Source organism: Microbulbifer sp. HZ11, from assembly GCF_000708675.1.
GTDB lineage: Bacteria > Pseudomonadota > Gammaproteobacteria > Pseudomonadales > Cellvibrionaceae > Microbulbifer.
In genome coordinates this window covers 1,624,906-1,650,669 of sequence record NZ_JELR01000002.1, presented here as the reverse complement: position 1 = coordinate 1,650,669, position 25,764 = coordinate 1,624,906, and the positions used below count along the sequence as shown (strand labels likewise).

Genomic DNA, 25,764 nt, shown 5'->3' with positions numbered 1-25,764 from the left:
CCCCAAAGCAGCAAATATAAAAATGATGGAGAAGCCCATGTCGACGATAGCGATGCAATCCCAGTCAGTCAGCGGACTCAAACCGTTCCCCACGCTCGTGTTTAGCACTGGTGCTCTGGTTTATATGACTCTGGATACGCTGGGCACAAGCGCCCTATGGATGGCAGCACTGAAAATCGTACCCATCACCGCGCTCTGCTGGCTGGCCGCGGGCGCGCTCCGCGGCGCCACCCGGACACTTACATTGGCTGCACTCATCTTGTCTGCGATCGGCGATGTTCTGCTGGCCGTCCCTTTCGACAATCACTTTGTATTTGGCCTGGGGGCCTTTCTGCTGGCCCAGCTGACCTACGCCGGTAACTTTCTGCGCAACCCGCGACTGGATAGTCGCAGATTTGCGTTGCGCGGCGCTGCCATTGTGCTGGCCGCACTCCTGCTGGCCCGGCAGGTACTCCCCGGTGCAGGCGAACTCGGACTGCCGGTAGTCCTCTACATTGTGGCCATTGTATTTATGGCGCTGTCAGCAGCAGCGCACCGCAGTGGCTCTTCACTGCTGTTTGCCGGCGCGGTGACTTTTATGGTTTCCGATGCGCTGATTGCTCTGAACCGCTTTGTAGATCCGATTCCTCTGGCTGGCACATGGATCATGCTGACCTATTACGGCGCACAGGCTCTGCTGGTTACCGGGTTGATTCGCGCGGAGTTGGCGCGCCCGGAAGCTTGAGGGCATAATAGCCGACCAATTTTTGATCAGCCGCGGGTGCTCCCCGCGGGTTAGGGTGGATATGCTGGACTGGAGCCGAATCGATACGGTGCTGTTGGATATGGACGGCACCCTGCTGGATCTGCATTACGACAATCACTTCTGGATGGAGCATCTGCCCCTGCGCTATGCAGAGGCGAATGGTATTTCTGTGCTTGAGGCGCAGGCGCTGGTGATCCGCATGACCGATGAGTTGCGGGGCACCCTGGACTGGTACTGCCTGCAGTATTGGTCGGATGTGTTGAAGCTGGATGTGCCGGCGATTTACCGTGAGATTGAGGATCGGATCGCGCTGCGCCCGCACACGGACAATTTCCTGCGCAGCCTGCGCACGATGAAGAAGCGCACTCTGTTGGTGACCAATGCGCACCCTGATGGCCTGAGTCACAAGCTGGAAATTACCGGTATTGATCAGTGGTTGGATGAGATTGTGTCCTCCCACGACCTGGGTCATGCGAAAGAGAGCACTCTGTTCTGGCATTCCCTGCAGGAGCGCCAGCCGTTTGATCCGGCGCGCACGTTGTTTGTAGATGACAACCTGCATGTACTGGGTGCGGCGCAGGAATATGGCATCGAGCACCTGCTTTGTATCCGCCAGCCTGACAGTAAAAGCCCGGTTCGGGAGATTACCGAGTTTCCGGCGATTCATGATTTTGATGAGATTCTTCGGGCTTCTTAGTACTTTCCAGTTTTTTAAAGTTCTTTATTACCTGTGGTGGCGGCCTGGCACTGGGTGGCGCTTTCCAGGACCGAGCTAGGCGCCCCCCTGTTAACCCATCCCTGGGCGCTGCGTCGCAAAGTACCCGGCCGCTTCAACGCGGCGCCTTCGGCCCTGTTTGCGACGCTCCTGGAAAGCGCCACCCAGCACCCGCCCTTCGCATTTGACAGTTTTACTTCGTAGTAATTTTTGATGGAAAAAGTACGTATTGATAAGTGGCTTTGGGCCGCGCGATTTTTTAAAACCCGCAGCATTGCCAAGCAGGCAATTGAAGGCGGCAAGGTGCATGCGGAAGGGCAGCGGGTGAAAGCCAGTAAGGAAATTGCCACCGGCACACTGCTGACCATTCGCCAAGGTTGGGATGAAAAAGTGGTGGAGGTACTTGTACTTTCAGACCAGCGCCGTGGTGCGGATATCGCACAGACATTGTATCGGGAGACCGAAGACAGTATTGCCAAGCGCGAACAGTTTGCGGCGGATCGCAAGGCGAATAACGCAAATATTTCCCACGAGCGCCCGAACAAGAAACAGCGCCGGCAGATCCACAGGTTCCTGCGGGAGTCGCAAGACTAACGCACTCCCTGCCACCCCCACTGGATGCCGGGTCAAACCCGGCATGACGATTCGTCCACGCACTGTCATCCCGGACTCGATCCGGGATCCAGACGCTACGAAGTACGGAAGCTAAATGCTAAGGCCGGGCGTCGGGTACAGGTTTTCAGGAGCGTCGCAAACAGGGACGTTTGCGACGCAGCGTACATGGATGTACTCGCAGCGGTCCTGAAAACCTGTACCCGACGCCCGGCCGCCACACAGCCCCAAAAGAACGAACCCCACAACCCGACAACAGAGCACAAACCCGCCAAAGTGCTAAACTGGCCCAGACCCACAAATAATCAAGACTCGACGCCGCAATGAAACACCTGCTGAAACCCTGCCTGTTCAAACTGGGCCTGCTGATTCTCTGCTTCTCCCAACTCGTCCACGCCGACAGCCGTGAGCGGGAGCAGCTCAAGCGCTCGATCATCAAGATCTACACCACCGCCGCCGCCCCCGACTACTTCAACCCCTGGGCCCTGCTCAACGCTCAGCAACTGTCCGGCTCCGGCGCCGTGATCAAAGGTAAGCAAATCCTTACCAATGCCCACGTTATCGCCAACGGTAGCTTTATCCAGGTACAGCGCCACGGCGACGCGCAGAAATTTCGCGCACGGGTCAAATTTGTCTCCCACGACGCCGATCTCGCACTGCTCACCGTCGACGACGAAGCCTTCTTCGAGGACACCCGTGCACTCACCTTTGGCAGCCTTCCCGAGCTGCAGGAAGAGGTCACGGTCTACGGCTACCCCATCGGCGGCAAATCCCTGTCCATCACTCGCGGCGTGCTATCCCGGGTGGAACACCAGTATTACGCCCACGCCGAAAGCTACCTGATGGCCGGCCAGATCGACGCCGCCATCAACCCCGGCAACAGCGGTGGCCCGGTGATCTCCAACGGCAAGATCGTTGGCGTCGCCATGCAGACCAATAACAGTAACGGCGCCGAAAACCTGGGCTACTTCGTGCCGCCGAGCGTGATCAACCATGTACTTGAAGACGCCAAAGACGGTGTGCACCAGGGCTTTCCGGAGCTGGGCGCAGTGACCCAGAGCCTGGAGAGCCCCTCCATGAAAGCCGCCGCCGGCCTGGCACCGGATCAGGAGGGCGCGCTGGTGGTGCGGGTGTTTGAGGATGCGCCGGCCGCCCAGGTACTCAAACCCGGCGACGTCCTGTTACAGGTGGACGGTTTCAATATCGCCGCCGATCGCACCATCGAGTGGCGCGAACACCAGCGCACCAACTATCACTACGCGGTGGATCAGTACCACGTGGGCGATCAGCTGCCGGTGCGCTTTGCCCGCGATGGCAAGATCTACAACAAAAAAATCACCCTCGCCGCCACGCCTCCATCCCGCTCTCTGGTACAGGGCGAAAAGTTCGACCAGCGCCCGCGGTATTACATCTATGGCGGCGTGGTCTTTGTGCCGCTGAATATGAACCTGATCAAACGCTGGGGGGGCAACTGGCACTCCAAGGCACCCATCGAATACCTCTACTCGCGCAACCAGTGGTCGAGCCCCGAACAACGGGAGCTGGTGGTAGCGTTAAAGGTGTTACCGGCGCCGGTAAATCTCGGTTACCACGACTGGAAGAACTGGATTATCGAATCGGTCAACGGCGAGAAAATTCGCGACTTCCAGCAGTTCGCGCAGCTGATGGAAACCAGTGAGAGCGAATACATCGAGCTGAAAGACGGTGCCGGCTACCGCATGGTGCTGGACAGCGCAGCGGCGAAGGAACAGCAACCGCTGATCCTGCAGACTTACCAGATTCCGGAGCGTCACTCCCTCGGCCTGTTCGGCACCCTGGCAGAACACGAGCCGTCAGGGACCGGCGAGACGGAGCTCGGCCAAATCCAGTAAATAAACAGACTCACCGAAATGCGTAGAGATGGAATGGCGGAAATGATGCAACGACGACGATCAGTGCTAACCCGGCTGGTACGCGACGCGACAATATTGGCGGCACTTTGCAGTCAATCGACCCTGGCCGCTGAGCTCTACCGCTGGGTCGACAAGGACGGCAAGGTCCATTTCGGTGATCGCCCACCCGTAGAGGCCAAGGCCGAGCCCCTCAGTGGCCAGCTGAAGCCGGTCAACAGCGCAGCCCCCACCCATCGTCAGGATTTCCCCGACCACCGCCGCGGTAATGAGATAGAACAGGAATACGTGGCGCGCAAGCAAACCGAGCAGGTCAACCAGTTGCGACAGCAACAAATTGCCTGTCAGCGTGCGCGCAAGCAGTTGTCCATCCTACAGGGCCCGGTGTACTTCGTGGATGCGGAGGGCAAGGAATCCACCATCAGTGAGCGACAGCGGGTCATTGAAGCGCGCAAACTGGAGGCGCAGATTCGCCGCCTGTGCGGCTAGCCGCCACTCGCACTAACATGGAAGGCTATCGCAATTCTGGCGGGCTGCCCCTAAAATCGCCTCCCCCCACGATAGATAGCGAGGCACACATATGTCGGATCAGTTGGAACGCTTTATCTTCTCCAAGCACGATATTCGTGGTCAGTTGGTCACGCTTACCGATGCTTACCGGGAAGTGCTGACGCAAAACCAACTTCCACTGCCGGTGCAGAAATTGCTTGGGGAATTCCTCGCCGCCTCCTGTCTGCTCGCGACCACACTCAAGTTTGAAGGCATCCTTATGCTGCAGGCCCGCGGTGAAGGCGACGTGCCACTGCTGGTGGCAGAGTGTACGCACCAGAGCGATGTGCGTGGCCTGGCCCGTGTTGCCGAAGGGGCTGAGATCAAAGAGGACGCCACACTGCGCGAGCTGGTGGGCAACCGGGGGGCTCTGGTGATTACCGTGGACCCGCAGGACGGGGAGCGCTACCAGGGCATTGTGCCACTGGAAAAGGACACCCTGGCGGAATGCCTGGAAGACTACTTTACCCAATCCGAACAATTGCAGACCCGCTTCTGGATCGAATCCAGTGCCGATACAGTGGGCGGCATCATGTTGCAGGTGCTGCCGGGTAACAACGCGGCTTCGGCGGTAGAGAACGAAGATGCTTGGGAGACCGGCGTACAGCTGGCTTCGACGGTCACCCCCGAGGAGCTGCACAGCCTGCCTCATGAAGAGTTGCTGTTCCGCCTGTTCCATCAGATGGAACCCGCGAGTCTCGGTACCGCCAATATCCGCTTCAAATGCAGTTGCTCCGCGGATCGCAGTGCGCGGGCGCTGATTGCCATGGGTCCGGAAGATGTCTACCGGCTGCTGGAGGAACAGGGCGGTGAGATTACCGCGGACTGCCAGTTCTGCAACCAGAGCTATCGTTTCGATCGCGACAAGGTCGAAGAGCTGTTCAACGCTCCGCCACACACTCTGCACTGATTCAGTTTCTGTGGCGGTGGCACTGCCATTCGATCAATCCAAAACGCGCCAGACGGCGCGTTTTTTTATGCCTGCGAGTCCAGTCCGACACCCTCCCTCTCGGTAAATCCGACTGTAGTAAAAACTACAGAACACCCAATATTCTCCAAAATTATGAAGTAAAAAAACTACATCATAAATTTGAATAAATTTCCGCGAAAAAATTCCCAGATAAGCCCATTTTTGCTCAAACTTTATACAGATCTTCCTGTGATCGGGATTTGAAGTTTGTAATAATGCGCGCGCCAGCAGCCTGGGGCGCCAATTTTATCGCGGCTCCATCTCGCATCTGTTTAGCAACTCCGGGCGGCACCCCCTACTATTTATTTCAGTGATACAACTTTCATGGGTAATAAGCGAATGGCACAGCAAAACGAGTCGGTGCAGGCGTTCTCCAACCTTTCCCCCGCACAACTGGTCGAACAGGCACTGCAGCGCGGCGAAGGCCACCTTACTCACACCGGTGCACTTCTGGCGGTAACCGGCACGCGCACTGGCCGCTCTCCCGCGGACCGCTTCGTGGTGGAAGAACCCTCCACCGCCGACAGTATCGAATGGGGCAACGTGAACCGCCCCTTTCCCGCCGACAAATTCGATGCCCTGTGGAGCCGTGTAGATGACTTCATCGCCAGCCACGACAGCTTTGTACAGCAACTGCACGTGGGTCAGGATGAAGACCACTATATCCCCGTGAAAGTCACTACCCAGACCGCCTGGCACAATCTGTTCGGCCGCAACATGTTTATCCGCGCAGAGAAGTACAACCCCAAGGGCAAGGGAGAGTGGCGCATCCTGCACGCAGCCAACTTCGAGTGTGACCCGTCCCGCGACGGCACCAATTCCGAGGGCTGCGTGATCATCAATTTTGCCCAGCGTAAAGTGCTGCTGGCTGGCATGCGCTATGCCGGTGAGATGAAGAAAGCCATGTTCTCTGTGCAGAACTTCCTGCTGCCGGAAAAAGACGTGATGCCAATGCACTGCGCCGCCAACGTGGGCAAAGACGGCGATGTATGCCTGTTCTTCGGCCTGTCTGGCACCGGTAAGACCACCCTGTCTGCAGACCCCGAACGCTACCTGATTGGCGATGACGAGCACGGCTGGGCCAAGGGCGGCGTATTCAATATGGAAGGCGGCTGCTACGCCAAGACCATCAATCTGAGCCAGAAGAACGAACCGGTGATCTGGGATGCCATCCGCTTCGGCGCCATCGTGGAAAACGTGGTGACCGATGACGCCGGTGTACCGGACTACGACGACACCAGTCTGACCGAGAATGGCCGCTGCTCCTACCCGCTGGAGCACGTGGAAATGCGCCAGCTGGAAAACCGCGCCGGCGAACCGAAAAATGTGATCTTCCTGACCTGCGATGTGACCGGCGTTTTGCCTCCGGTTTCCATCCTGTCCAAGGAAGCGGCGGCTTACCACTTCCTGTCCGGCTACACCGCCCGCGTGGGCTCCACCGAGCTGGGTGCAGAAGCGGGCATCCACCCGACCTTCTCCACCTGCTTCGGCGCACCGTTTATGCCGCGCGCACCGCGCGAGTACGCGGACCTGCTGATGAAGCGTATCGAGGACTTCGGCTCAAAGGTGTACCTGGTCAATACCGGCTGGACCGGCGGCTCTGGCGACAAGGGCAAACGCTTCCCGATCCCGGTTACCCGCGCGGTAGTTGCGGCGATCCAGAGCGGCGCCCTTGAAGCGGGGGAAACCGAACACCTGGATATCATGAATCTGGACATCCCCACTGAAGTACCCGGTGTGGACAAGTCCTACCTGAACCCGCGCAATGCCTGGACCGACCAGGATGCCTACGATGCCGCTGCGAAAAAGCTGGCGGGACTGTTTGCCGAGAACATCGAAAAGTTCTCCGTGAACGCTGACATCAAAAGCGCGGGGCCCAAGGCATAACCCTTTGTTCCCCCCCGGCGGCCTCGCGACCGCCACCCCAAGGCGATCTTCGGATCGCCTTTTTTGTATCCCCCAACCTCATCCTCCAACCTCTGAGCACCAGCGCCTGCAGCCCGGGTAGAGACGGCTATAGTCTTTAAAGAACCAGTTTTTTCGGGCGAGCAGTTAGCGCATATGCCATCGGGCAATCCATTTTCTAAAGCCAAACGCCGATACGATCACCTGCCACCAGATCAACAGACCAACTGGTGGGTCGTTGCGGGTATTGCGGGCTTACTGCTGTTGCTGCTGTTGGCCCTGTGGGTTTACCTGCAGTACAAGGCGGTAGAAAAGCCCTACTACGACCTCAAGGGCTACCGGGTCGCCACCCACGCCAGTTTCAATCAGTTTCTACGTGAAGGGCGCAATCGCCGCGAATTCCGCCAGCTTGAAAAATTCCTTGCCGAGGCTGGTGTCGCCAACGCCACCGCGCCGGAAAACCTGCTGCGCCAGGGTTCTGACTGGCTGGATATCAACGAGCCTCCGTTCGCCATCCCCCCCAAAGATTACTGGCCCAATATGGTTGCCACTCTGAAGCTGATTCGCGATGAACTGGTGCCCACCATCGGTCCCGTGGATATCGTCTCCGCGTTCCGCAGCGATGAATACAACCGCAAGGCGGGGGGCTCGAAGAAAAGCAAACACAAGACGTTTTGCGGCGTCGACCTGGTGCCGCAGTCGAATATCAGCCGCAAGGAGCTGATCGAGGAATTGCGCAGCCTGCACGCCCGCCTGGGTCCCGACAGCCACATGGGCCTGGGGATCTACAGCGGTGTGCGCTTTCATGTAGACACCTGCGGCTTTCGTCGCTGGTAGCCGTTTCACACCTGGTTGTTTGGTAGTAAGTCGACCCTATGGATATCAAAGAAAGCGAAGACCACGAGTTTATTGACATCCATATCGAGCGGCGGCGAGTCATCTGGATCGTCGCGCTGGTACTGGTTGCATCGCTGGTACTGGTGGTGCTGACGGTTGAAAAGGTAAAACAGCTGGCCGAGCGCATCGTCTCCCCGGTTACCCATATCGAGCCGGCACCAGAGCCCATCGATCCAGACGTTCCGCTGATCTACCGTATTAAAGGGTATACCGCAGCAACCCCTCTGGCGTTCGAGAAGTTTCTCGACGAAGGGGACAACCGGGCGAAATACGAGAAGCTGGAACGCTTCCTGGAACTGAACCATGTTGCTGAGGTTGTGCCTCCGTTTGAGCTGTTGCGCCAGGGTACCGATTGGCAGCAAATAGACGAGCCCCCCTTTGCCATTCCGCCGGAGGACACCTGGGAGACCATGGTGGACACACTGAAGGTCCTCAAGGAATACATCATACCGGCGATAGGCCCGGTCATCGTTCTGTCGGGCTGGCGCACGGCCAGCTACAACGCCAAGGCTGGCGGTGCACGCACCAGTAAGCACATGCACTTCTGCGGCCTGGACATGATTCCCGAGGACGAATACACCCGCAAACAACTATTGCCCAAGCTGCGCCGCATTCACAAAAAATACGGCCGCAAGTGGAATATGGGCCTGGGTATCTATAGTGGTATTCGCTTCCATGTAGACACTTGCGGTTACCGGCGCTGGTAAAGAACCAGCCTATCTGTTTTCATTGCCCCTGGTATTTCCCCAAACAACTGTCCATAAAAAACAGGGATCTCTCGGTGCAGGAAAGACTGGAAAGACGCTCGTTTATATTCACCCTGGCACTGGTGACAGTCGCCTTCGCGCTGTTACTGAAACCGTTCTTTACCGCCATATTCTGGGCCTGCGCGGTAGCGCTGATATTCCACCCACTGTATCGCTATCTGCTCCACCGTTTCCCCCGCTGGCCCAACCTCACCGCGCTGACCACGCTCGTCCTGTGTATCGTGGTGGTAGTGATCCCGGTGCTGCTGGTGGCCAGCTCATTTATCAGCGAGGTAGCTGCGCTGTATCAGAAGGTGCAGGCAGGGGAGATCAATCTCGGTGCCAAGGTCGAGCAGATTCGACAGGCATTTCCCGGCGTCAATGCGGCACTGGAGCGCTTTGGTCTGGATTTCGACGGCCTGAAGGAGCGCCTGCTCGGCGGGCTGATGGCGGCCGGTAGCCTGATCGCCAAAAATGCGCTGGCACTGGGGCAGAACACCCTGAACTTTTTCGTCAGCCTCGGCCTGATGCTGTACCTCACTTTTTTCCTGATTCGCGACGGCAACGCACTGGTGGCGCTACTGATCCGCGCGCTGCCCCTTGGTGACGAACGCGAAAAACTGCTGCTGGCGAAGTTTGCCGAGGTCACCCGCGCAACCATCAAGGGCAACCTGGTGGTAGCGGTCACCCAGGGCACACTGGGGGGTATTATCTTCTGGGTACTCGGGCTGCCCGCGCCGCTGCTGTGGGGCGTGGTGATGACGGTATTGTCGCTTCTGCCCGCCGTGGGTGCGGCCATCATCTGGTTCCCGGCGGCACTCTATCTTTACGCTACCGGCGATACGGTGAAAGCCACGGTATTGATGCTTTACGGCGTTATGGTTATCAGCCTGGTAGACAATATTCTGCGCCCCATTCTGGTTGGCCGTGACACCAAGTTACCGGACTATATCGTGTTGTTTTCGACGGTGGGGGGCCTGCTGATGTTTGGTATCAGTGGCTTTGCGATCGGGCCTCTATTAGCAGCGTTGTTTATGGCGTTCTGGGAAATTTTTATGCGGGAGTTTATTGCCGAGGATGAGCCCTTGCTGCCTCCGGACGACGAATCTGTACTGGCACTGGATGAGCCGCAAAAACCCAGCAACAAACCAGCCAGCTAAATGTCAGGACACAGCCTTCAATACACGCAGGATATCCCGCATTTCCCCATGGAAGTCTGACCCAGACTCCAACCACCGACCATTGAAGGAATGTGGGTGCCGCCAGCGGCACCCACTGGCATCACGCTTTCTTGACGAATTCAGACTTAAGTTTCATGGGACCGATACCATCGATTTTGCAATCGATATCGTGATCGCCCTCCACCAGGCGAATGTTTTTCACTTTGGTACCCACTTTCACCACCGCGGACGAGCCCTTCACTTTCAAGTCCTTGATCACGGTAACGGTGTCACCGTCTGCCAGCGGATTGCCGTTGGCGTCCTTGATGTTCAGTCCTTCCTCCTCCACCAGATCACCAGCGGTCCACTCGTGGCCACACTCGGGGCATACAAACAAATCGCGGTCTTCATAGGTATACGCGGACTGGCATTGGGGGCAATTGGGCAGTTCACTCATGGTTTTGGACGCTAAGTAGTGAGGATAACAATGGCTGTGACGGTACCCCCCAGGTGGGGTGTGCCGCCAGCCGTGATCAATCCCCAAGTATAACCAAAACGGGCACCAGAAGGTGCCCGTTATAACTATTAATTTTTGGATGCTCAGTCATCCGCCCCATTCATACCCAATTCCTTGAGCTTGCGGGTCAGGGTATTGCGCCCCCAGCCCAACAGTTCCGCAGCGTCGCGCTTGCGGCCGGCGGTATGCTTGAGGGCGATTTCGATCAGTGCACGCTCGAACGCGGGAACCGCTTCGCTGAGAATTTCCCGCTGGCCGGTAGCCAGCGCCTGATCCGCCCACAAACGCAGGGCTTTCTGCCAGTCCTGGGGTGCTTCGCTGGTGGCGCCCTGCTGGTGGAGCTCCGGCGGCAGATCGTCGATGTGCACTTCGCGGCCGGAAGCCATGACGGTGATCCAGCGACAGGTGTTTTCCAGCTGGCGGACGTTACCAGGCCAGTCCAGACCGGACAGATATTCTTCGGTTTCTTTGGTAAGGATTTTGGGCTCGACGCCCAGATCTTTTGCGGCGCTGTTAAAGAAGAAGCGCACCAGGCGTGGGATGTCTTCGCGGCGATCTGCCAGGCGAGGGATGTGAATGCGGATGACGTTGAGGCGGTGGAACAGGTCTTCGCGGAATTTGTGTTCTTCTACCAGGCGTTCCAGGTCCTGGTGGGTAGCGGCAATAATGCGGACATCGACTTTAACCGGGGTGTGGCCGCCCACCCGATAAAACTCCCCGTCTGCAAGCACCCTCAGCAGACGGGTCTGCGTCTCCGCGGGCATATCCCCGATTTCATCCAGGAATAATGTACCGCCGTTGGCCTGCTCAAAGCGGCCGGCGCGTTGCGCACTGGCGCCAGTGAATGCACCTTTTTCGTGGCCAAACAGCTCAGACTCCATCAGGTCCTTGGGAATCGCCGCCATGTTCAGGGCAATAAATGGCTGATTTTTGCGTGGACTGTGGTTGTGCAGCGCCGCTGCGACCAGCTCTTTACCGGTGCCGGATTCGCCATTGATCAGCACGGTGATATTGGAGTGTGACAGGCGACCGATTGCCCGGAACACCTCCTGCATGGCCGGCGCCTCGCCGATAATTTCCTTGTTGCCAGTACCATTTTCGATCACTACCGGCTCTTCCGGCTGCTGCTCGTTGGCCAGCGCCAGTGCGCGGCGGGTAACGGCAACCGCCTCGTCCACGTCAAACGGCTTGGGCAAATATTCGAATGCACCGCCCTGATAGGCGGCGACGGCGCTGTCGAGATCCGAGTGCGCGGTCATGATGATGATGGGCAGGGATGGACGTTCGGCCTGGAAGCGCTGCAGCAACTTGAAACCATCAGAGCCAGGCATGCGGATATCGCTGATCACCACATCCGGCGACTCACTGTAAAAATCGTCCAGGGCGCGATCGCCGTTTTCATAACAGGTGGTCTCAATCCCGGCGCGGGAAAGTGCGCGCTCCAGTACCCAGCGGATAGAGCGGTCGTCATCAATAATCCAAACGCGATTGTTCATAGTAATTTTCCGGCCTGCGTTTTTTTGATTCAACGGTTTGTTCTGGTGTTACTTCTGCTCAGTCGAGCATTGCGGCTAGTCCATTGCCAACGGTAAATAAATCTGGAATTCGGTTTGCCCCGGCTGGCTTTCACATTTGATAAGTCCCCGGTGCTGATTGATGATGTGCTGGGAAATAGAAAGTCCCAGTCCGGACCCTTCGGCGCGCCCGGAAATCATCGGATAAAAAATCCGCTCACGGATGTCTTCCGGAATCCCTGGGCCGTTGTCGACGATGTCGATCCGGCAAACCAGTGAGCAGTGACGGCGGCCAATGGTGAACTGCCGCTGCACCCGGGTGCGGATAATCAGACTGCCCTCCGCCAGACCAATATTTTCTGCAATGGCCTGCATGGCGTTGCGCGCAATATTCAGTACCGCCTGAATCAGTTGTTCACTGTCCGCTGGAATATCCGGAATGGAGGGATCGTAGTCGCGCTGAATAATCAGCTCGCCATTGCATTCAGCCTCCACCAGCTGCGCCACGCGCTCAGTGATGGTGTGTACATTGACCGGCTCCAGTTTTACCGGAATGCGCGGCCCAAGCATGCGATCCACCAGATTGCGCAGGCGGTCCGCCTCTTCGATGATGATCTGGGTGTACTCACCAAGTCCGTCATCATCCAGTTCACTGAGCTCTCTTTGCAGTAACTGTGCCGCTCCGCGAATGCCGCCCAGCGGATTTTTCACCTCGTGCGCCATACCCCGCACCAGGTTACGGGTGGTCTCCTGGGCCGAAATCAGTGCGTCTTCACGGGCAATGCGCAACAGACGATCCATGGACTGGACTTCCAGCAACAGCAAGCCGAGTTCGGTGAGCGGGGTTACCGAGTAGTCGACGGTGCACTCTTCCAGGTTGTGCAGAAACCACAGAGCACGGCGCACCGTGTATTTCTCACCACTGGCCAGAGAGGAGCGCAGCGCCTGCAAGGCGGCGGGGTTTTCCCGAACCACCTCTTCCAGAGGCAGGCCGCAGGCGCGGGCACTGGAAGCCGCCACCAGGTCCTCTGCAGCGGAGTTCAGATAGCAGAGGGACAGGTTTTCATCGAGCACCAAAACGGCCGAGGTGAGGTTGTCCAACAGCAGGCGTAACTGGCGGTCATTGAGCATTCGCGGTTCCGAAGTAATTCACATGTCCGGTTCGCCTAATGGCAGTGCAAGAAGCAAACCAAAATGGCGCAAAAAATCCGTCGTATAGGAAGATTTTCAGGTCACCACCGGGGATGGCTGGCAAGATGCGCACCATTATTGTGCATAGAGCGAAAAATAGCCAGTTCGGGCGTGCATCTCGGGGCACGGGCGCCAGGAAGTGAGTCAGAGCGGGGCAGAGCCCGTGCCTGCGGGGAAATACGGAGAATGGAGGCCCCGCCTTATCAGCAAGTGGGACCACAGGTTGCGATAGACAGAATTCAGCGTGGTTGAGGTTTGACCGGTTTGGCCACACCGGGAGCCTGGGGCATCTGCGGCATTTGTGGTGCCTGCTCGGCAGGGAAATCGGGTACCTGACCGCCCGGGCGCTTCACGTGTACCTGGATAGTCTGGGATTGCGCCAGTGGCTGTCCGTCCGCCCCAAGCAGTACCGCCCGTATGGTGTGAGTACCGCGCTCCAGCGCGGATATATCCAGACTGGTGCCAGAGGAACTGCCGGACCAACGCTGACCATCGATTACCGCAAAAAACTGATAACCGTCTCGCGGCACCGGGCTCATGGCCACCTCCAGCACGATAAAGCGCTGCCCCGGGGGAATGGTGGCATCGTTAGCCGGGCTCACGATGGCAAATTTCACCGGGCCCTGCTCGGCGCGCGTCTCTTCGCTGCCAGGCGACAGTTTGCGCGTAGGCAGCGCGCCCTTGGGGGCAAGGGGCTGGACGTTGATCGGCCCGATTTCCACCTTCTCGGCCTTTTCTCCGGCGGGTGGGTTGTCACTGAAGGTCACGCGACCATCGGGGCCGACGATCTTATACACGGTGCCACCGGAGGATTGTCCCTGGGCGGCGGATTTGTCGTCACTGTGTTCCTGGGCCGATGCCGGCATCGCCAGTAACGCAAACCAGAATATGGACAACTGCACGGTGGATCTGATCATGGGCGCTCCCGCAATCTTCTTTGCAACATTCCGTTCTCTAAAGGCTAGTGTACTCGCGAACGGTATAACCGCATAAATACTCCAGCCACAAACCACCGATTTCAACACATAAAAAAAGCCCACACCTTGCGATGTGGGCTTTCTCGTCATCTTTGCACCTTCTCATCGACCCTTCCATAAAGGGCCGGCGGGGGCGCAGAGATGATACCTGCTAATTGGCAGGACTTACATTAGCAAGAGTAGTAAAGGTCGAACTCAACCGGGTGAGTGGTCATGTTCAGGCGCTGTACTTCTTCTTTCTTCAGCTCGATATAAGCGTCAATGGCGTCGTCGGTGAATACGCCACCTTCGGTCAGGAAGGCGCGGTCCTGATCCAGTGCATCCAGGGCCTGCTCCAGGCTGGAGGCAACGGTCGGGTACTCGGCCAGCTCTTCCGCCGGCAGGTCGTACAGGTCTTTGTCTGCAGCGTCGCCAGGGTGGATCTTGTTCTTCACGCCGTCGAGGCCAGCCATCAGCAGTGCAGCGAAGGCCAGGTACGGGTTGGCGGTGGGATCCGGGAAGCGGGTCTCGATACGCTTGCCTTTCGGGCTCGGCACGAACGGAATGCGGATGGACGCAGAGCGGTTACGCGCGGAGTAGGCCAGGATTACCGGCGCTTCGAAGCCCGGAACCAGACGCTTGTAGGAGTTGGTAGACGCGTTACAGATGGCATTCAGCGCGCGTGCGTGCTTGATGATACCGCCGATGTAGAACAGGGCAGTTTCAGACAGGCCAGCGTAGGCGTCGCCCGCGAACTGGTTGACACCGTCCTTACTGAAGGACTGGTGCACGTGCATACCGGAACCGTTGTCACCTACCAGCGGCTTGGGCATGAAGGTGGCGGTCTTGCCGTAAGCGTGCGCTACGTTGTGTACCGCGTACTTAAGGATCTGAACTTCGTCAGCCTTCTTGGTCAGAGTGTTGGCGCCAACGCCGATCTCACACTGGCCAGCGGTGCCCACTTCGTGGTGGTGCACTTCGATCTCCAGGCCCATGGCTTCCATAGCGGAACACATGGCGGCACGCACGTCGTGCAGGGAGTCGACCGGTGGAACCGGGAAGTAGCCGCCCTTGACGCCCGGACGGTGACCCATGTTGCCGTCGGTGTAGCTGGCACCGGAAGACCAGGCCGCTTCTTCGGAGTTGATCTTGTAGAAGGCGCCACCCATTTCGGCACCCCAGGTGATGTCGTCGAATACGAAGAACTCGGGCTCCGGACCGAACAGTGCGGTGTCACCGAAACCAGTGGACTTCAGGTATTCCTCGGCGCGCAGTGCGATGGAACGCGGGTCGCGCTCGTAGCCCTGACCGGTGATCGGGTCAACAATGTTACAGCGAATGATCACGGTGGATTCGTCGGTGAACGGATCCAGGAAGGAGGTCTCGTCATCCGGCATCAGGATCATGTCCGATTCGTTGATGCCCTTCCAGCCAGCGATGGAAGATCCATCGAACATCTTGCCTTCTTCGAAGAACTCGCCGTCAACTTCCTTAGCAGGAATGGAAACGTGTTGTTCCTTACCTTTGGTATCGGTGAAGCGCAGGTCTACCCATTTGGCTTCGCTCTCTTTGATCAGGTCGAGCGTCTTTGACATTACAGTCCTCCAAGAATGAAAAGTTATGTTCGCGCCGATTCGCTTTATCTTGTGGCAACTGTAAAAGCAAAGAGTGTGCCAAATTGGGGCAAACCGGTAACAAAGTGATTCGGGTCGTAAGAAATGGCTACCTGTGGGAGCAATCGGGTGCAAATCAACCAATCCGCAAGGCCTTTTAAGCGCCAGCACTCCCTGTCAGGTCACAATAGTCCCAACAATGGTGCTCTCAAACCTCTATTTGCACTATTTTGGGGCCGAGAAGTCACGCCGAGCACCAACATGGTGCCGCAAGCAAATTCCCGATAGCGAGTTTATAATTCGCCACCTTTTCCGGGAAGCCAGTAACCGGGCTCCCGGCCTAAAATTCAACCGCGGTTCCGGCACATCTCCTATGCACTTCGTCGTCAAATTTTTTCCAGAGATCACTATCAAGAGCAATCCCGTGCGCAAGCGCATGTCACGTCAGCTCGCCGACAACCTGCGCAAGCTCATGCGCCAGCTGGATGATCGCATCCAGGTGCGCAAGGATTGGGAAAAAATCGATGTGGTCGCACCGGATGCAGTATCCCACCTTTCCGAGCGTATAGAGGAGGTACTGGCGCACACCCCGGGCATTGCCAATTTCGCCCGGGTGCAGCAGTTCCCGCTGGGCGACCTGGATGATATCTACCAGAAAACACTGGCCATCTGGGGCCCACAGCTCGCGGGTAAGACCTTCTGTGTACGGGTAAAGCGTACCGGCAAGCACGACTTTCAATCCCTCGACGTAGAGCAGTACGTGGGCGGCGGCCTCAACCAGAACACCGACGCCGCCGGGGTAAAGCTCAAGAACCCGGATATCACCGTCAAACTGGAAATCCGCCACGACAAACTGAATGTTATCGAGGAACTACACCAGGGCCTCGGCGGCTTCCCGCTCGGCACCCAGGACCCGGTCATCTCCCTGGTGTCCGGCGGCTTCGATTCCACCGTGGCGAGCTATCTCACCATCAAGCGCGGCATCCGCACCCACTTCCTGTTCTTTAACCTGGGCGGACGCCAGCACGAGCTGGGGGTAAAGGAAGTCGCCTTCTACCTGTGGGACAAATACGGCTCCTCCCACCGGGTGCGTTTTGTCACCGTACCATTCGATGAGGTGGTCGCGGAGATTCTGGAAAAGGTGGACGACTCCTATATGGGCGTCACCCTCAAGCGCATGATGCTGCGTGCCGGTTCCATCATTGCCAAAGAGCTGGAAGTGGACGCACTGGTGACCGGTGAAGCCATCGCCCAGGTTTCCAGCCAGACCCTGAAAAATCTGTCGGTGATCGACAGCGTCACCGATACCCTGGTACTGCGCCCGCTGATCACCTCGGATAAAACCGACATCATCCGTACCGCGCGAGAAATCGGTACCGAGGAGTTCGCCGCGAATATGCCGGAATACTGCGGCGTGATCTCGGTAAAACCCACCACCCGTGCAAAAATGGAAAAGTTGGAGCACGAGGAAACCCGCTTCGACTTCACCGTTCTCGATCGCGCCGTGGGCAACCGGGTGATGCAGAATATCGATCAGGTGATGGACGACCTGGGTGAAGACGCACCACCGGTGGATATATTCAGCGAGCCGGGCGATGCCATCATCATCGATATCCGCCACCCCACGGAAGAAGAAGTGAACCCGCTGGAGCTGGACAATGCAGAAGTGGAAACCATTCCCTTCTACCGCCTCAGCACCGCCTTCCAGAAGCTGGATAAAGAGAAGCAGTACCTGCTGTATTGCGCGCGTGGGGTGATGAGCCAGTTACATGCGTCGCATCTGCTGGATGAAGGGTATCGGAATGTGGGGGTTTATCGGCCCGAGAACAAAAAGGGCTAGCCGGACAACCAGGGGGGCTCGGACTACTCCGAGCCCCCCTGGGTTACTGCGATGGCACACACCGGGTAAAGTCTTCAATAGGGCGAGAAAACCGGCTTCTCTTTCTGCAGACGGCTCAGTGTAGATTTCTCGCTGGATAACTCCCGACGCTTGCTGCTGATATCACTCTCAGCACGACGCAGCCGGCGGGATGCACTGGCCACCGATGACTGGCACTGCTCGTATTCGCGCTCAACTTGACGCTGTTTTGCTGCCGCCTGGTTGCGACAACTACTGACGCAATAATTGTCTGTGCGGGTTTCGTAATAGGTGCCGTTCCACACCTGCTTATTACAACCCATCTCACAGCTTGCGGAGTTGAGGCCATCAGCAAAGGCCGACCAGCCACTACGCGAGCAACTGGCGTTGGCGTCGGAACGGTAATCGTAGATATCACTGGAGAGACCGTTGATCTTTCTTTCCAGGCTGCTGATATTACTGCGGGTGCTGCTGAGCTTACTCTCCCATGCACTGTAAGATTCCTTGAATACCTTGCGATGCTTGTCCACCGCACTATTGAGCTTGGCATACGCGCTGGATGCCTGCCCGAGCTTGTCTGCAGCGTCGGTCCAGCTTCCCGCCTTGCGCATGTTAACACCCTCTGTGTACAGCCTGGATGCTGCTTCCGCACGATTGGCTTTGGCATAATTGTTTTTTACATGGCTTTCCCAGACGGACTTGTTGTTGCTCGCAGAGCCTAGATTTGCGTTGACCTTGCGCGCCGCGGCCATCAGTTTTACGTATTTCTTTTCGAGCTCGGAAAACAGTTTTGCCGCGTCAACAACTTCGCCGTTTTTGAAATCGCTTTCCGCCTTCGCGTATTCGCTAGCGTACTGATCGGTGAGGCTGATCATCATCTTGTTACGCGTGCGGTACGTATCCCAGGCCCCTTTGGCCCGGCTGGCTTTCAGTTTCAGGGCACCGGCATTACGCGCAGCGGATTCCAGCTCGGTGTAGGCGTCGTACAGCGTCTTGTAAGTGGCGCTGGCGGGTACCAGGTCACCTTGATCCCACTGCGCCTCTGCGGTATCAAATGCCGACGCATATTCACCGGTAAAGTGACTCTGCAAACCGCGGTCGGCGGCATAAGCCTCCCAACTCTGTTTTGCTTCGGTCGAGGACGCTTTAAAGTCGCTACCGCTGACGATCGCTTCGGTAGCCTGGACGTAGCCAACCGCGACTCTTTCCAAAATCGGTGCGGCTTGCGCAAACTCGACATTCTGCAGGTGTTCATAGGCAGCGGTCAGCTCTACCTGCAACGCGTCCACAAATGGAATGGTTTCAATACCGTATTCCGGTGCGGTTTTTTCCCAGGTAGATTTCTCACGCTGACTGGCATACTTGTACTCGGCGACGCCTTCGGTTGCCTCCGCTTGGGCCAGCAGGTTTTCATAACCCGCAACAGCCTGTTGATAGGCGCCGATCGATTTTTCATATTTTTTCGCGCGCATCAGCTCTTCACCAAGAGCCATGAGGCCATCCAGTTCCCCGCGCTTGTTACTATCAATAATGTAGTTGGTCAGCAGCTCTTCCTGCGCTTCAAGCAAGCGTTGCTGTAACACACTCTGTTCAAGCTTTTGTTCCAGAGCCTTGCGTTCACTTCTACCAGCGCGATTGATGTCATTTTCCAGCTGACGAATTTCAAATTTGAGGTCGCGCTCCTGATCGCGTACAGATTCACGCGCACCGTCGAGACGGTTCACCAACGCCTTGATTTTTCCCTGTGCACTGGCCTGTTCAGATTTGAATGCGAGTATTTCCTCCTGAGAATAGGGGCGCACCATATCCCAGGCTTTTTTAAGATTTCCGGTTCCCGCAAGGGCACCGATACCGATCACCGCGAGCAGCGCAGCAGCCACGGCAAATTTTCCCGCGCCGGGCACTGCGATCGAAGGCAAAGTGAATTTTGGCTTTTGGGTTAGCGCTGCTTTCACTTCCACCATTGTTGCATAGCGGTCATCAGGGTTGCCTGCCAGCATTTTGTCAACCACCGCCGACAGGTGTTTACCCACCTGCTTGTTGACCTTGTGCAGACTTTCCACGCGACCTGCGGGAATCTGGCCACTGAGCATTTCATAGAGCATCACCCCCAGTGCGTACTGGTCCGCACGGCCATCGATATCCATGCGCCCCTTGAGCTGTTCAGGAGCCATATAATAGGCGGTACCCATGGCCGCGCCGGTCTTGGTCATCTGGCTGGAACTCATTACCCGGGCGATACCGAAGTCCATCAGCTTGACCTTGCCTTCCCCGGTAATCCATATATTTTCCGGCTTGATATCCCGGTGCACCGTATGTTCGTGCGCATGCAGCAGACCTTCACAGATCTCATCGGCAAATTCGATGGCCTCCTGCGGGCTCATCTGCTGCTTGGTAAGTTCGAGGTTCTCCATGTAGTCACGCAGGTTTTGCCCTTCAAGCAATTCCATGGTGATAAAGAACAGGTCACCGTCATTCTGTACGTCGTACACGTTGACGATATTCGGGTGGCTCAGGGTGCTGGATATGCGCGCCTCATCCATAAAGCGCTCTTTGGCCGCCGGACTGTTCAACAGACTCGGCAGCAACACCTTGATGGCAATGTCCTGATCGCGGTTCTTGTCATGGGCGCGGAACACGGCGCCCATGCCACCTTCGCCAATTCGCTCCTCAATGGTGTAGCGATCGGCGAGCAGCAGGCCACGCTCCAGCTGAATACCGGAATTGGCGCCATCATCAAACTGGGTCGCAGAGCGTGGCAAGTCGGCGAACTTGGTCTGCGAGAAGGAGGGTTTCGCAACGGCTGCCGGCTCATCCTGCAATGACGCCAGGGCACGGGTGAGACCATCCAGCTGCTGCTGATACTTGTTGCGTAGAACTTCCGTAGGCGCCGCATCCATAGCCTGGTTCAACGCCTCGGACTTTGCCGATACCGCAGCCTCGATCTCCGCATTACTCGCGGAAGACTCCAGCCCCAGCTTTTCCAGTAGTTCACCCCGGTTCAAAATTCACCCCCATAGACTGTTGTTTTGATTAATTTTCGAAGACCTACACCCTGGACTTGCGCGCCCCGCATAACCCACTCGCCCCCAAAGCACAGGGACCTGTCTGCAGGTGGCATAAGATTTGAGCGGGCAGATTCGTGACTTCCGGGAAGGGAGACGGCTGGCGCCTGGCGGATGAGTAGCGCGAATCGCGGCGGGAGAGTACGGTGCCATTGCTCTGTCAGGTGTAAGCGTTGTTGTCGATTGTTGTATTGAAGCAAGATGGCCAATTCGCGGACTTCAACACCGCACTCACACGAATCAACAGGCAGCTTTGTGACGAGGTTATCACCCGAGACGTGAAAAATGCACGGCATGGCTGTGAAAATTGCTGCTTTTCACAGAATTTCACGTTTTTTGAACGATTTTTGCTCGCCCTCACGCCGGTCCACACTGGGACGTTCGCGGATAGGGATTGCAGCTGTACATATTTCCAACAGCTCTATTCCCCTTGCCGCACAATCCGCACACTGCTGCGCAGGCGATGGACACGGGTGTCCCACACCCCGCGGGGCTGAATAGAAGTAACGGAGAAGGCAAAGGGTAGAAGGAATGAGGGGCGATATGCAGCCCTGCAGCGGAAATTTGACGGGCCGATCTACACCGGCCCGCCACGCTATTTATAAAAACTCGTCAAAGAAACCGCCGATATTCCCTACCGAGTTGAATCCGAAGATCCAGGTGGTTTCCACCGTGTCGGAAAAGTCCATTCCTCCTGCCGCGATGGATGGATTTTTCCACCCTACATGGTTGTCGATGCTGTGATCGGCAACGCGCTTGGCTTCTGTCCAGAGAACGCCAACCTCGCTGTGATTGAGCACACGATTCCAGTGGCTGGTATTCTTGTTATTGAACCCGGGAGTACCATTCCCTGCCGAGTTTCCATCGCTAATTTTCTGGTAATCGGTGTGGCTGCGCACGTAGCTCAGATCATTAGGAGTGGTATGGTCCTGGTTCCAGTTACTGTGCTGGATGATATGGATTCGACCATTGGTATTGACCGAGGGCAACTGCGCCTTCACCCGACGCACCAGATCCGCACTGAAGTCCGACTGCCCCGCTTCCGCGATCCAGATGTCGCCACCGGCGTTGAGCGCGGACTTCACTTTATTGAATACCGTGTCGAGTGCGCCGTTGTAATTTACGTGCGCGTTGGTCCAGCCATTGGCGCCGAATGCGAGATCGAATAAATAATCCGCCTCGATAAAATCGCCACCTTGATCCCCATAGGCACCGGCCACGGCAAAATAATTCACATTGCTGAAACGCGCATCCTTCAATACGGTAGCGACTGCGGCCACTGCGTGGATGTCATCCGGGTCCGGTTTGCTGTCGAAATTCGCCAGAAACAGATCTTTTCCGGTATCGAAACGACCAATCATTTCCCCACTTCCGGTATCGGTCAGCGGACGCAGTTCAAGCCAATTGATATTGAAATTGCCCGCCTGAATCTGCAAGCGCAGGGTGTGCTGCCCCTGGGTCAGCTGCCCCAGATCCAGACTCTGCGTCACCCACTGCTGCCAGCCACCGGTTGCCGGTACCGGCATCGCACTGCCACGGGTCTGTCCGTCAATTTCCACAGTGTATTGACCGCCACCGGGTGCAGATGCAACACGGACGTTCGCGCGATACACACCCGCCTGTTCGACATGGATATCAAATTCCAGCCACTCATTGGTTGCCGTCCAGCCCACGTTGTACTGGCCACCGTTGTCGCTGGAATCCTGTATATCCACTCCATCTTCGCGATAAACGCCACCGAGGTTATCGGCGGTCGAATCCCAGTAGCGGTGGTAGTCTTCCGCCTGGATAAAACCAGGAACCATCAGCAGGTTTTCATCCGGCTGTCCGGGCTCCTCACTGTCCTCACAGGGAACAGAACCACACATACACACACTGAACAATGAGCGACTGTTGGCGCAGTCTGTTGCCTGATTTCCGTACTGGGCTTTGCACTGAGCGGTGTAATCGCACTGGTCCTGCGCGAAAGCAGAAAGTGCGAAGACCGCGGAAGCGATACTGGTCAAGGATCGGAACAATAGCGAACGCATAATGGCGGCTCCGTTGTTTCACATTAATTTTCGCTGGTTAAGCGAGTTAAATCTCCCGCACACGGGCGTGCAAAGAGAGCCGCGACTCTAGCCTCCTCGAATATTGCTAACAGTTAACTATCGCGCGAATTTATGTGGTGCCAGGCGACACTGAGCGTTTTGTGATGAATGGGCATTTCTGCTTTGTACCGATGTACAAAATCGGCTGTTTTCCAGCGCTTTTCATCAATTCCGGTGTTTCCGGACAAAACCCAGCCGGCATATGTTGTTGAGCCAATTTATCCGCGGCAGCGCTGCCAAAACCCTATACACTCGCCCCACTATTCAATCGTCCGGAGACATGTTCATGTTTAGCCACGTTATGCTCGGCGCAAACGATATCCAGGAGTCCAAAGCGTTTTACGATGCGGTTCTCGGCGAGCTGGGTTACAAGCCCGGGGTGATCGACCAAAAGGGACGCTGCTTCTATTTCACCGATACTGGAGTCTTTGCGATCACCAAACCCATCAATGGTGAGCCGGCCTCCTGCGGCAATGGCAGTACCATCGGCTTCGCGGTGCAGAGCCCGGAGCAGGGCGATCGCTGGCACGCGACGGGCCTGGCCAATGGTGGTAGCGAATGTGAAGATCCACCCGCGGTGCGCGAGGGCGGCGGCCTGAAGCTGTACCTGGCCTACCTGCGTGACCCGGCAGGCAACAAAATCTGCGCGATGCACCGTCTGTAAACCGGGTCCGGGCGAAATCTCCGAGATTTTGCCCAGTTTCAACGCCGGGCCCCGGCCCGGCCCCCTCAAAACCGCACAAATTTCCGCCAATCCGACTCCCAATTGCCACACTTCACCTCTATAATGCGCGCGCTTTGGCCGGATAGCCGCTGTTTCAAACCTCAGCCCATTCCCCGCCTGCCCAATTTTCCGGTGTGACCGCTCTCTTCAAGACAGTGTCCCACCCAATCACGCATTACGCCCAGAGGCCCCCAGTGATAGACAATCTTCGCAATATCGCGATCATCGCCCACGTTGACCACGGCAAGACCACCCTGGTGGACAAGCTGCTGCAGCAGTCCGGCACCCTCGACCGCCGCAGCGCCGACTCCGAGCGCGTGATGGACTCCAACGATCAGGAAAAAGAGCGCGGTATTACCATCCTCGCCAAGAACACCGCGATCCGCTGGAACGACTACCGCATCAACATCGTGGACACCCCCGGGCACGCCGACTTCGGCGGTGAGGTAGAGCGCGTACTGTCCATGGTGGACTCGGTACTGCTGCTGGTGGACGCGGTAGACGGCCCCATGCCGCAGACCCGCTTCGTCACCTCCAAGGCCTTCGAGCAGGGCCTGAACCCGATCGTGGTCATCAACAAGATCGACCGCCCGGGCGCCCGTCCTGACTGGGTAATGGACCAGGTCTTCGACCTGTTCGACAGCCTCGGCGCTACCGAAGAGCAGCTGGACTTCCCGGTGATCTACGCTTCCGCCCTGAACGGTATCGCCGGTCTGGACGAGACCGATATGGCGGACGACATGACCCCGCTGTTCCAGATGATCGTCGACAAGGTCAAGCCGCCGCAGGTGGACAGCGACGGTCCTTTCCAGATGCAGGTTTCCGCACTGGACTACAACAGCTATGTGGGTGTTATCGGCGTGGGCCGCATTACCCGCGGCACCCTGAAGCCGAACCAGCAGGTGGTGATCCTCGACCGCGACGAAAAGTCACGCAAGGCGAAGGTCCTGCAGGTAATGGGTTACCTGGGCCTGGAGCGTGTGGAAGTGGAACAGGCCAGCGCCGGTGACATCGTGTGTATTACCGGGGTGGGCGACCTGAACATCTCCGATACCCTGTGTCACCCGGACCACCCGGAAGCACTGCCGGCACTGTCGGTGGACGAGCCCACCGTGAGCATGACCTTCCAGGTGAACGATTCCCCGTTCGCCGGTAAAGAAGGTAAGTACGTGACCTCGCGCAACATCAAGGACCGCCTGGACCAGGAGCTGATCCACAACGTGGCACTGCGTGTGGAGCAGGGCGATTCCCCGGATAAATTCAAGGTATCCGGCCGCGGCGAACTGCACCTGTCGGTACTGATCGAATCCATGCGCCGCGAAGGCTTCGAGCTGGGTGTATCCCGTCCGGAAGTGGTACAGAAAGAAGTCGACGGCGAGATCCAGGAGCCCTACGAGCAGGTGGTGATCGACGTCGAAGAACAGCACCAGGGTCCGATTATGGAAGAGCTGGGTCTGCGCAAGGCCGACCTCACCAATATGGAACCGGACGGCAAGGGCCGTGTGCGCCTGACCTTCATCGTACCGTCCCGCGGCATGATCGGTTTCCGCAACCAGTTCCTGACCATCACCAGCGGCTCCGGCATCATGACCAGCATTTTCGACCACTACGGTCCGGTGAAACTGGGTGACGTGGCCAAGCGTATTAACGGTGTACTGGTGTCCATGACCAAGGGCAAAACCCTGGCCTACGGCCTGTTCGCCCTGCAAGACCGCGGCCGCCTGTTTTTGGGTCACGGCGAGGAAGTGTACGAAGGCCAGGTCATCGGCATTCACTCCCGCGGTAACGACCTGGTGGTAAACCCCACCAAGGCCAAGCAGCTCACCAACGTGCGCGCTTCCGGTACCGACGACGCGCTGACCCTGTCACCGCCCATCCGCCACACCCTGGAGCAGGCACTGGAATTCATCGAAGACGATGAGCTGGTGGAAGTGACTCCGGAGAGCATCCGGATTCGCAAAAAAATCCTGCAGGAAAATATGCGCAAGCGCGCGAAGAAGTAATTCGCGCAAAAGATGGAAAACGGGGCCAACTGGCCCCGTTTTTTA

General features: G+C 57.3%; 20 protein-coding genes. 13 read left to right on the top strand and 7 right to left on the bottom strand.

Annotated elements, in window-relative coordinates; translation table 11 throughout:
- Nucleotides 1-37 precede the first annotated feature (37 nt).
- The 10 genes from AU11_RS14620 to AU11_RS14575 all read left to right on the top strand — a co-directional run bounded on the left by AU11_RS14620 (nt 38) and on the right by AU11_RS14575 (nt 10,188).
- Nucleotides 38-724 carry a lysoplasmalogenase gene (locus AU11_RS14620; protein ID WP_043320585.1) on the top strand — a complete coding sequence of 229 codons (687 nt, stop codon included), beginning with the start codon at nt 38-40 and terminating at the stop codon, nt 722-724.
- Between the two features lie 61 nt (nt 725-785).
- Nucleotides 786-1,442 carry a GMP/IMP nucleotidase gene (gene yrfG, locus AU11_RS14615; protein WP_043320584.1) on the top strand — a complete coding sequence of 219 codons (657 nt, stop codon included), beginning with the start codon at nt 786-788 and terminating at the stop codon, nt 1,440-1,442.
- 231 nt (nt 1,443-1,673) lie between these two features.
- Nucleotides 1,674-2,054: an RNA-binding S4 domain-containing protein gene (locus AU11_RS14610; RefSeq protein ID WP_043320012.1), complete on the top strand. Its 381-nt coding sequence runs from the start codon at nt 1,674-1,676 to the stop codon at nt 2,052-2,054.
- A 341-nt stretch (nt 2,055-2,395) separates the two neighbouring features.
- Nucleotides 2,396-3,943 (top strand): serine protease, encoded by a 1,548-nt coding sequence (locus AU11_RS14605; protein ID WP_043320011.1) that lies wholly within the window; start codon nt 2,396-2,398, stop codon nt 3,941-3,943.
- A gap of 42 nt (nt 3,944-3,985) precedes the next feature.
- Nucleotides 3,986-4,450: a DUF4124 domain-containing protein gene (locus AU11_RS14600; RefSeq protein ID WP_197023843.1), complete on the top strand. Its 465-nt coding sequence runs from the start codon at nt 3,986-3,988 to the stop codon at nt 4,448-4,450.
- A 91-nt stretch (nt 4,451-4,541) separates the two neighbouring features.
- Complete coding sequence (gene hslO, locus AU11_RS14595) at nt 4,542-5,420, top strand: Hsp33 family molecular chaperone HslO (RefSeq protein ID WP_043320009.1); 879 nt, start codon at nt 4,542-4,544, stop codon at nt 5,418-5,420.
- Nucleotides 5,421-5,819: 399 nt separating this feature from the next.
- A complete protein-coding gene (locus tag AU11_RS14590; RefSeq protein WP_043320583.1) occupies nt 5,820-7,367 on the top strand; it encodes a phosphoenolpyruvate carboxykinase in 1,548 nt (515 codons plus the stop codon).
- A gap of 174 nt (nt 7,368-7,541) precedes the next feature.
- Complete coding sequence (locus AU11_RS14585; protein ID WP_043320008.1) at nt 7,542-8,222, top strand: D-Ala-D-Ala carboxypeptidase family metallohydrolase; 681 nt, start codon at nt 7,542-7,544, stop codon at nt 8,220-8,222.
- A gap of 38 nt (nt 8,223-8,260) precedes the next feature.
- A complete protein-coding gene (locus AU11_RS14580) occupies nt 8,261-8,989 on the top strand; it encodes a D-Ala-D-Ala carboxypeptidase family metallohydrolase (protein ID WP_043320007.1) in 729 nt (242 codons plus the stop codon).
- 74 nt (nt 8,990-9,063) lie between these two features.
- Nucleotides 9,064-10,188, top strand: coding sequence for an AI-2E family transporter (locus AU11_RS14575; protein WP_051687280.1), 1,125 nt, complete (start codon nt 9,064-9,066; stop codon nt 10,186-10,188).
- A 121-nt stretch (nt 10,189-10,309) separates the two neighbouring features.
- Here the strand turns inward: AU11_RS14575 and AU11_RS14570 are convergent, their stop codons facing one another.
- The 5 genes from AU11_RS14570 to glnA form a co-directional block, all read right to left on the bottom strand.
- A complete protein-coding gene (locus AU11_RS14570) occupies nt 10,310-10,645 on the bottom strand; it encodes a zinc ribbon domain-containing protein YjdM (protein ID WP_043320006.1) in 336 nt (111 codons plus the stop codon).
- 143 nt (nt 10,646-10,788) lie between these two features.
- Nucleotides 10,789-12,201 carry a nitrogen regulation protein NR(I) gene (gene glnG / locus AU11_RS14565; protein ID WP_043320005.1) on the bottom strand — a complete coding sequence of 471 codons (1,413 nt, stop codon included), beginning with the start codon at nt 12,199-12,201 and terminating at the stop codon, nt 10,789-10,791.
- 75 nt (nt 12,202-12,276) lie between these two features.
- Nucleotides 12,277-13,350 (bottom strand): nitrogen regulation protein NR(II), encoded by a 1,074-nt coding sequence (gene glnL, locus AU11_RS14560; protein WP_043320004.1) that lies wholly within the window; start codon nt 13,348-13,350, stop codon nt 12,277-12,279.
- A 299-nt stretch (nt 13,351-13,649) separates the two neighbouring features.
- The gene (locus AU11_RS14555) at nt 13,650-14,327 is read right to left on the bottom strand and encodes a DUF4124 domain-containing protein (RefSeq protein WP_043320003.1); all 678 of its coding nucleotides are present in this window, start codon (nt 14,325-14,327) and stop codon (nt 13,650-13,652) included.
- Nucleotides 14,328-14,557: 230 nt separating this feature from the next.
- Complete coding sequence (gene glnA / locus AU11_RS14550) at nt 14,558-15,961, bottom strand: glutamate--ammonia ligase (protein ID WP_043320002.1); 1,404 nt, start codon at nt 15,959-15,961, stop codon at nt 14,558-14,560.
- Nucleotides 15,962-16,352: 391 nt separating this feature from the next.
- Here glnA and thiI point away from each other — a divergent pair, with 391 nt between their 5' ends.
- Nucleotides 16,353-17,819 (top strand): tRNA uracil 4-sulfurtransferase ThiI, encoded by a 1,467-nt coding sequence (gene thiI / locus AU11_RS14545; RefSeq protein WP_043320001.1) that lies wholly within the window; start codon nt 16,353-16,355, stop codon nt 17,817-17,819.
- A 74-nt stretch (nt 17,820-17,893) separates the two neighbouring features.
- Here thiI and AU11_RS17845 read toward each other — a convergent pair whose 3' ends face one another.
- Entirely contained in the window at nt 17,894-20,842 is a 2,949-nt protein-coding gene (locus AU11_RS17845) for a serine/threonine-protein kinase (protein WP_051687279.1), read from the bottom strand.
- A gap of 659 nt (nt 20,843-21,501) precedes the next feature.
- A complete protein-coding gene (locus tag AU11_RS14535) occupies nt 21,502-22,932 on the bottom strand; it encodes a carbohydrate-binding protein (protein ID WP_051687278.1) in 1,431 nt (476 codons plus the stop codon).
- Between the two features lie 346 nt (nt 22,933-23,278).
- Between AU11_RS14535 and AU11_RS14530 the strand changes: the two genes are divergently transcribed.
- Complete coding sequence (locus tag AU11_RS14530) at nt 23,279-23,656, top strand: VOC family protein (RefSeq protein ID WP_043320000.1); 378 nt, start codon at nt 23,279-23,281, stop codon at nt 23,654-23,656.
- A gap of 254 nt (nt 23,657-23,910) precedes the next feature.
- Complete coding sequence (gene typA, locus AU11_RS14525; RefSeq protein WP_043319999.1) at nt 23,911-25,719, top strand: translational GTPase TypA; 1,809 nt, start codon at nt 23,911-23,913, stop codon at nt 25,717-25,719.
- Nucleotides 25,720-25,764 lie beyond the last annotated feature (45 nt).

Bases quoted from the DNA above. Each gene is read 5' to 3' on its own strand.
- AU11_RS14605 (WP_043320011.1), top strand. From the start codon at position 2,396: ATGAAACACCTGCTGAAACCCTGCCTGTTCAAACTGGGCCTGCTGATT.
- AU11_RS14555 (WP_043320003.1), bottom strand. From the start codon at position 14,327: ATGATCAGATCCACCGTGCAGTTGTCCATATTCTGGTTTGCGTTACTG.
- hslO (WP_043320009.1), top strand. From the start codon at position 4,542: ATGTCGGATCAGTTGGAACGCTTTATCTTCTCCAAGCACGATATTCGT.
- yrfG (WP_043320584.1), top strand. From the start codon at position 786: ATGCTGGACTGGAGCCGAATCGATACGGTGCTGTTGGATATGGACGGC.
- glnA (WP_043320002.1), bottom strand. From the start codon at position 15,961: ATGTCAAAGACGCTCGACCTGATCAAAGAGAGCGAAGCCAAATGGGTA.
- glnL (WP_043320004.1), bottom strand. From the start codon at position 13,350: ATGCTCAATGACCGCCAGTTACGCCTGCTGTTGGACAACCTCACCTCG.
- thiI (WP_043320001.1), top strand. From the start codon at position 16,353: ATGCACTTCGTCGTCAAATTTTTTCCAGAGATCACTATCAAGAGCAAT.
- AU11_RS14570 (WP_043320006.1), bottom strand. From the start codon at position 10,645: ATGAGTGAACTGCCCAATTGCCCCCAATGCCAGTCCGCGTATACCTAT.
- AU11_RS14620 (WP_043320585.1), top strand. From the start codon at position 38: ATGTCGACGATAGCGATGCAATCCCAGTCAGTCAGCGGACTCAAACCG.
- glnG (WP_043320005.1), bottom strand. From the start codon at position 12,201: ATGAACAATCGCGTTTGGATTATTGATGACGACCGCTCTATCCGCTGG.
- AU11_RS14580 (WP_043320007.1), top strand. From the start codon at position 8,261: ATGGATATCAAAGAAAGCGAAGACCACGAGTTTATTGACATCCATATC.
- AU11_RS14585 (WP_043320008.1), top strand. From the start codon at position 7,542: ATGCCATCGGGCAATCCATTTTCTAAAGCCAAACGCCGATACGATCAC.
- AU11_RS14530 (WP_043320000.1), top strand. From the start codon at position 23,279: ATGTTTAGCCACGTTATGCTCGGCGCAAACGATATCCAGGAGTCCAAA.
- AU11_RS14535 (WP_051687278.1), bottom strand. From the start codon at position 22,932: ATGCGTTCGCTATTGTTCCGATCCTTGACCAGTATCGCTTCCGCGGTC.
- AU11_RS14590 (WP_043320583.1), top strand. From the start codon at position 5,820: ATGGCACAGCAAAACGAGTCGGTGCAGGCGTTCTCCAACCTTTCCCCC.
- AU11_RS14610 (WP_043320012.1), top strand. From the start codon at position 1,674: ATGGAAAAAGTACGTATTGATAAGTGGCTTTGGGCCGCGCGATTTTTT.
- AU11_RS14600 (WP_197023843.1), top strand. From the start codon at position 3,986: ATGATGCAACGACGACGATCAGTGCTAACCCGGCTGGTACGCGACGCG.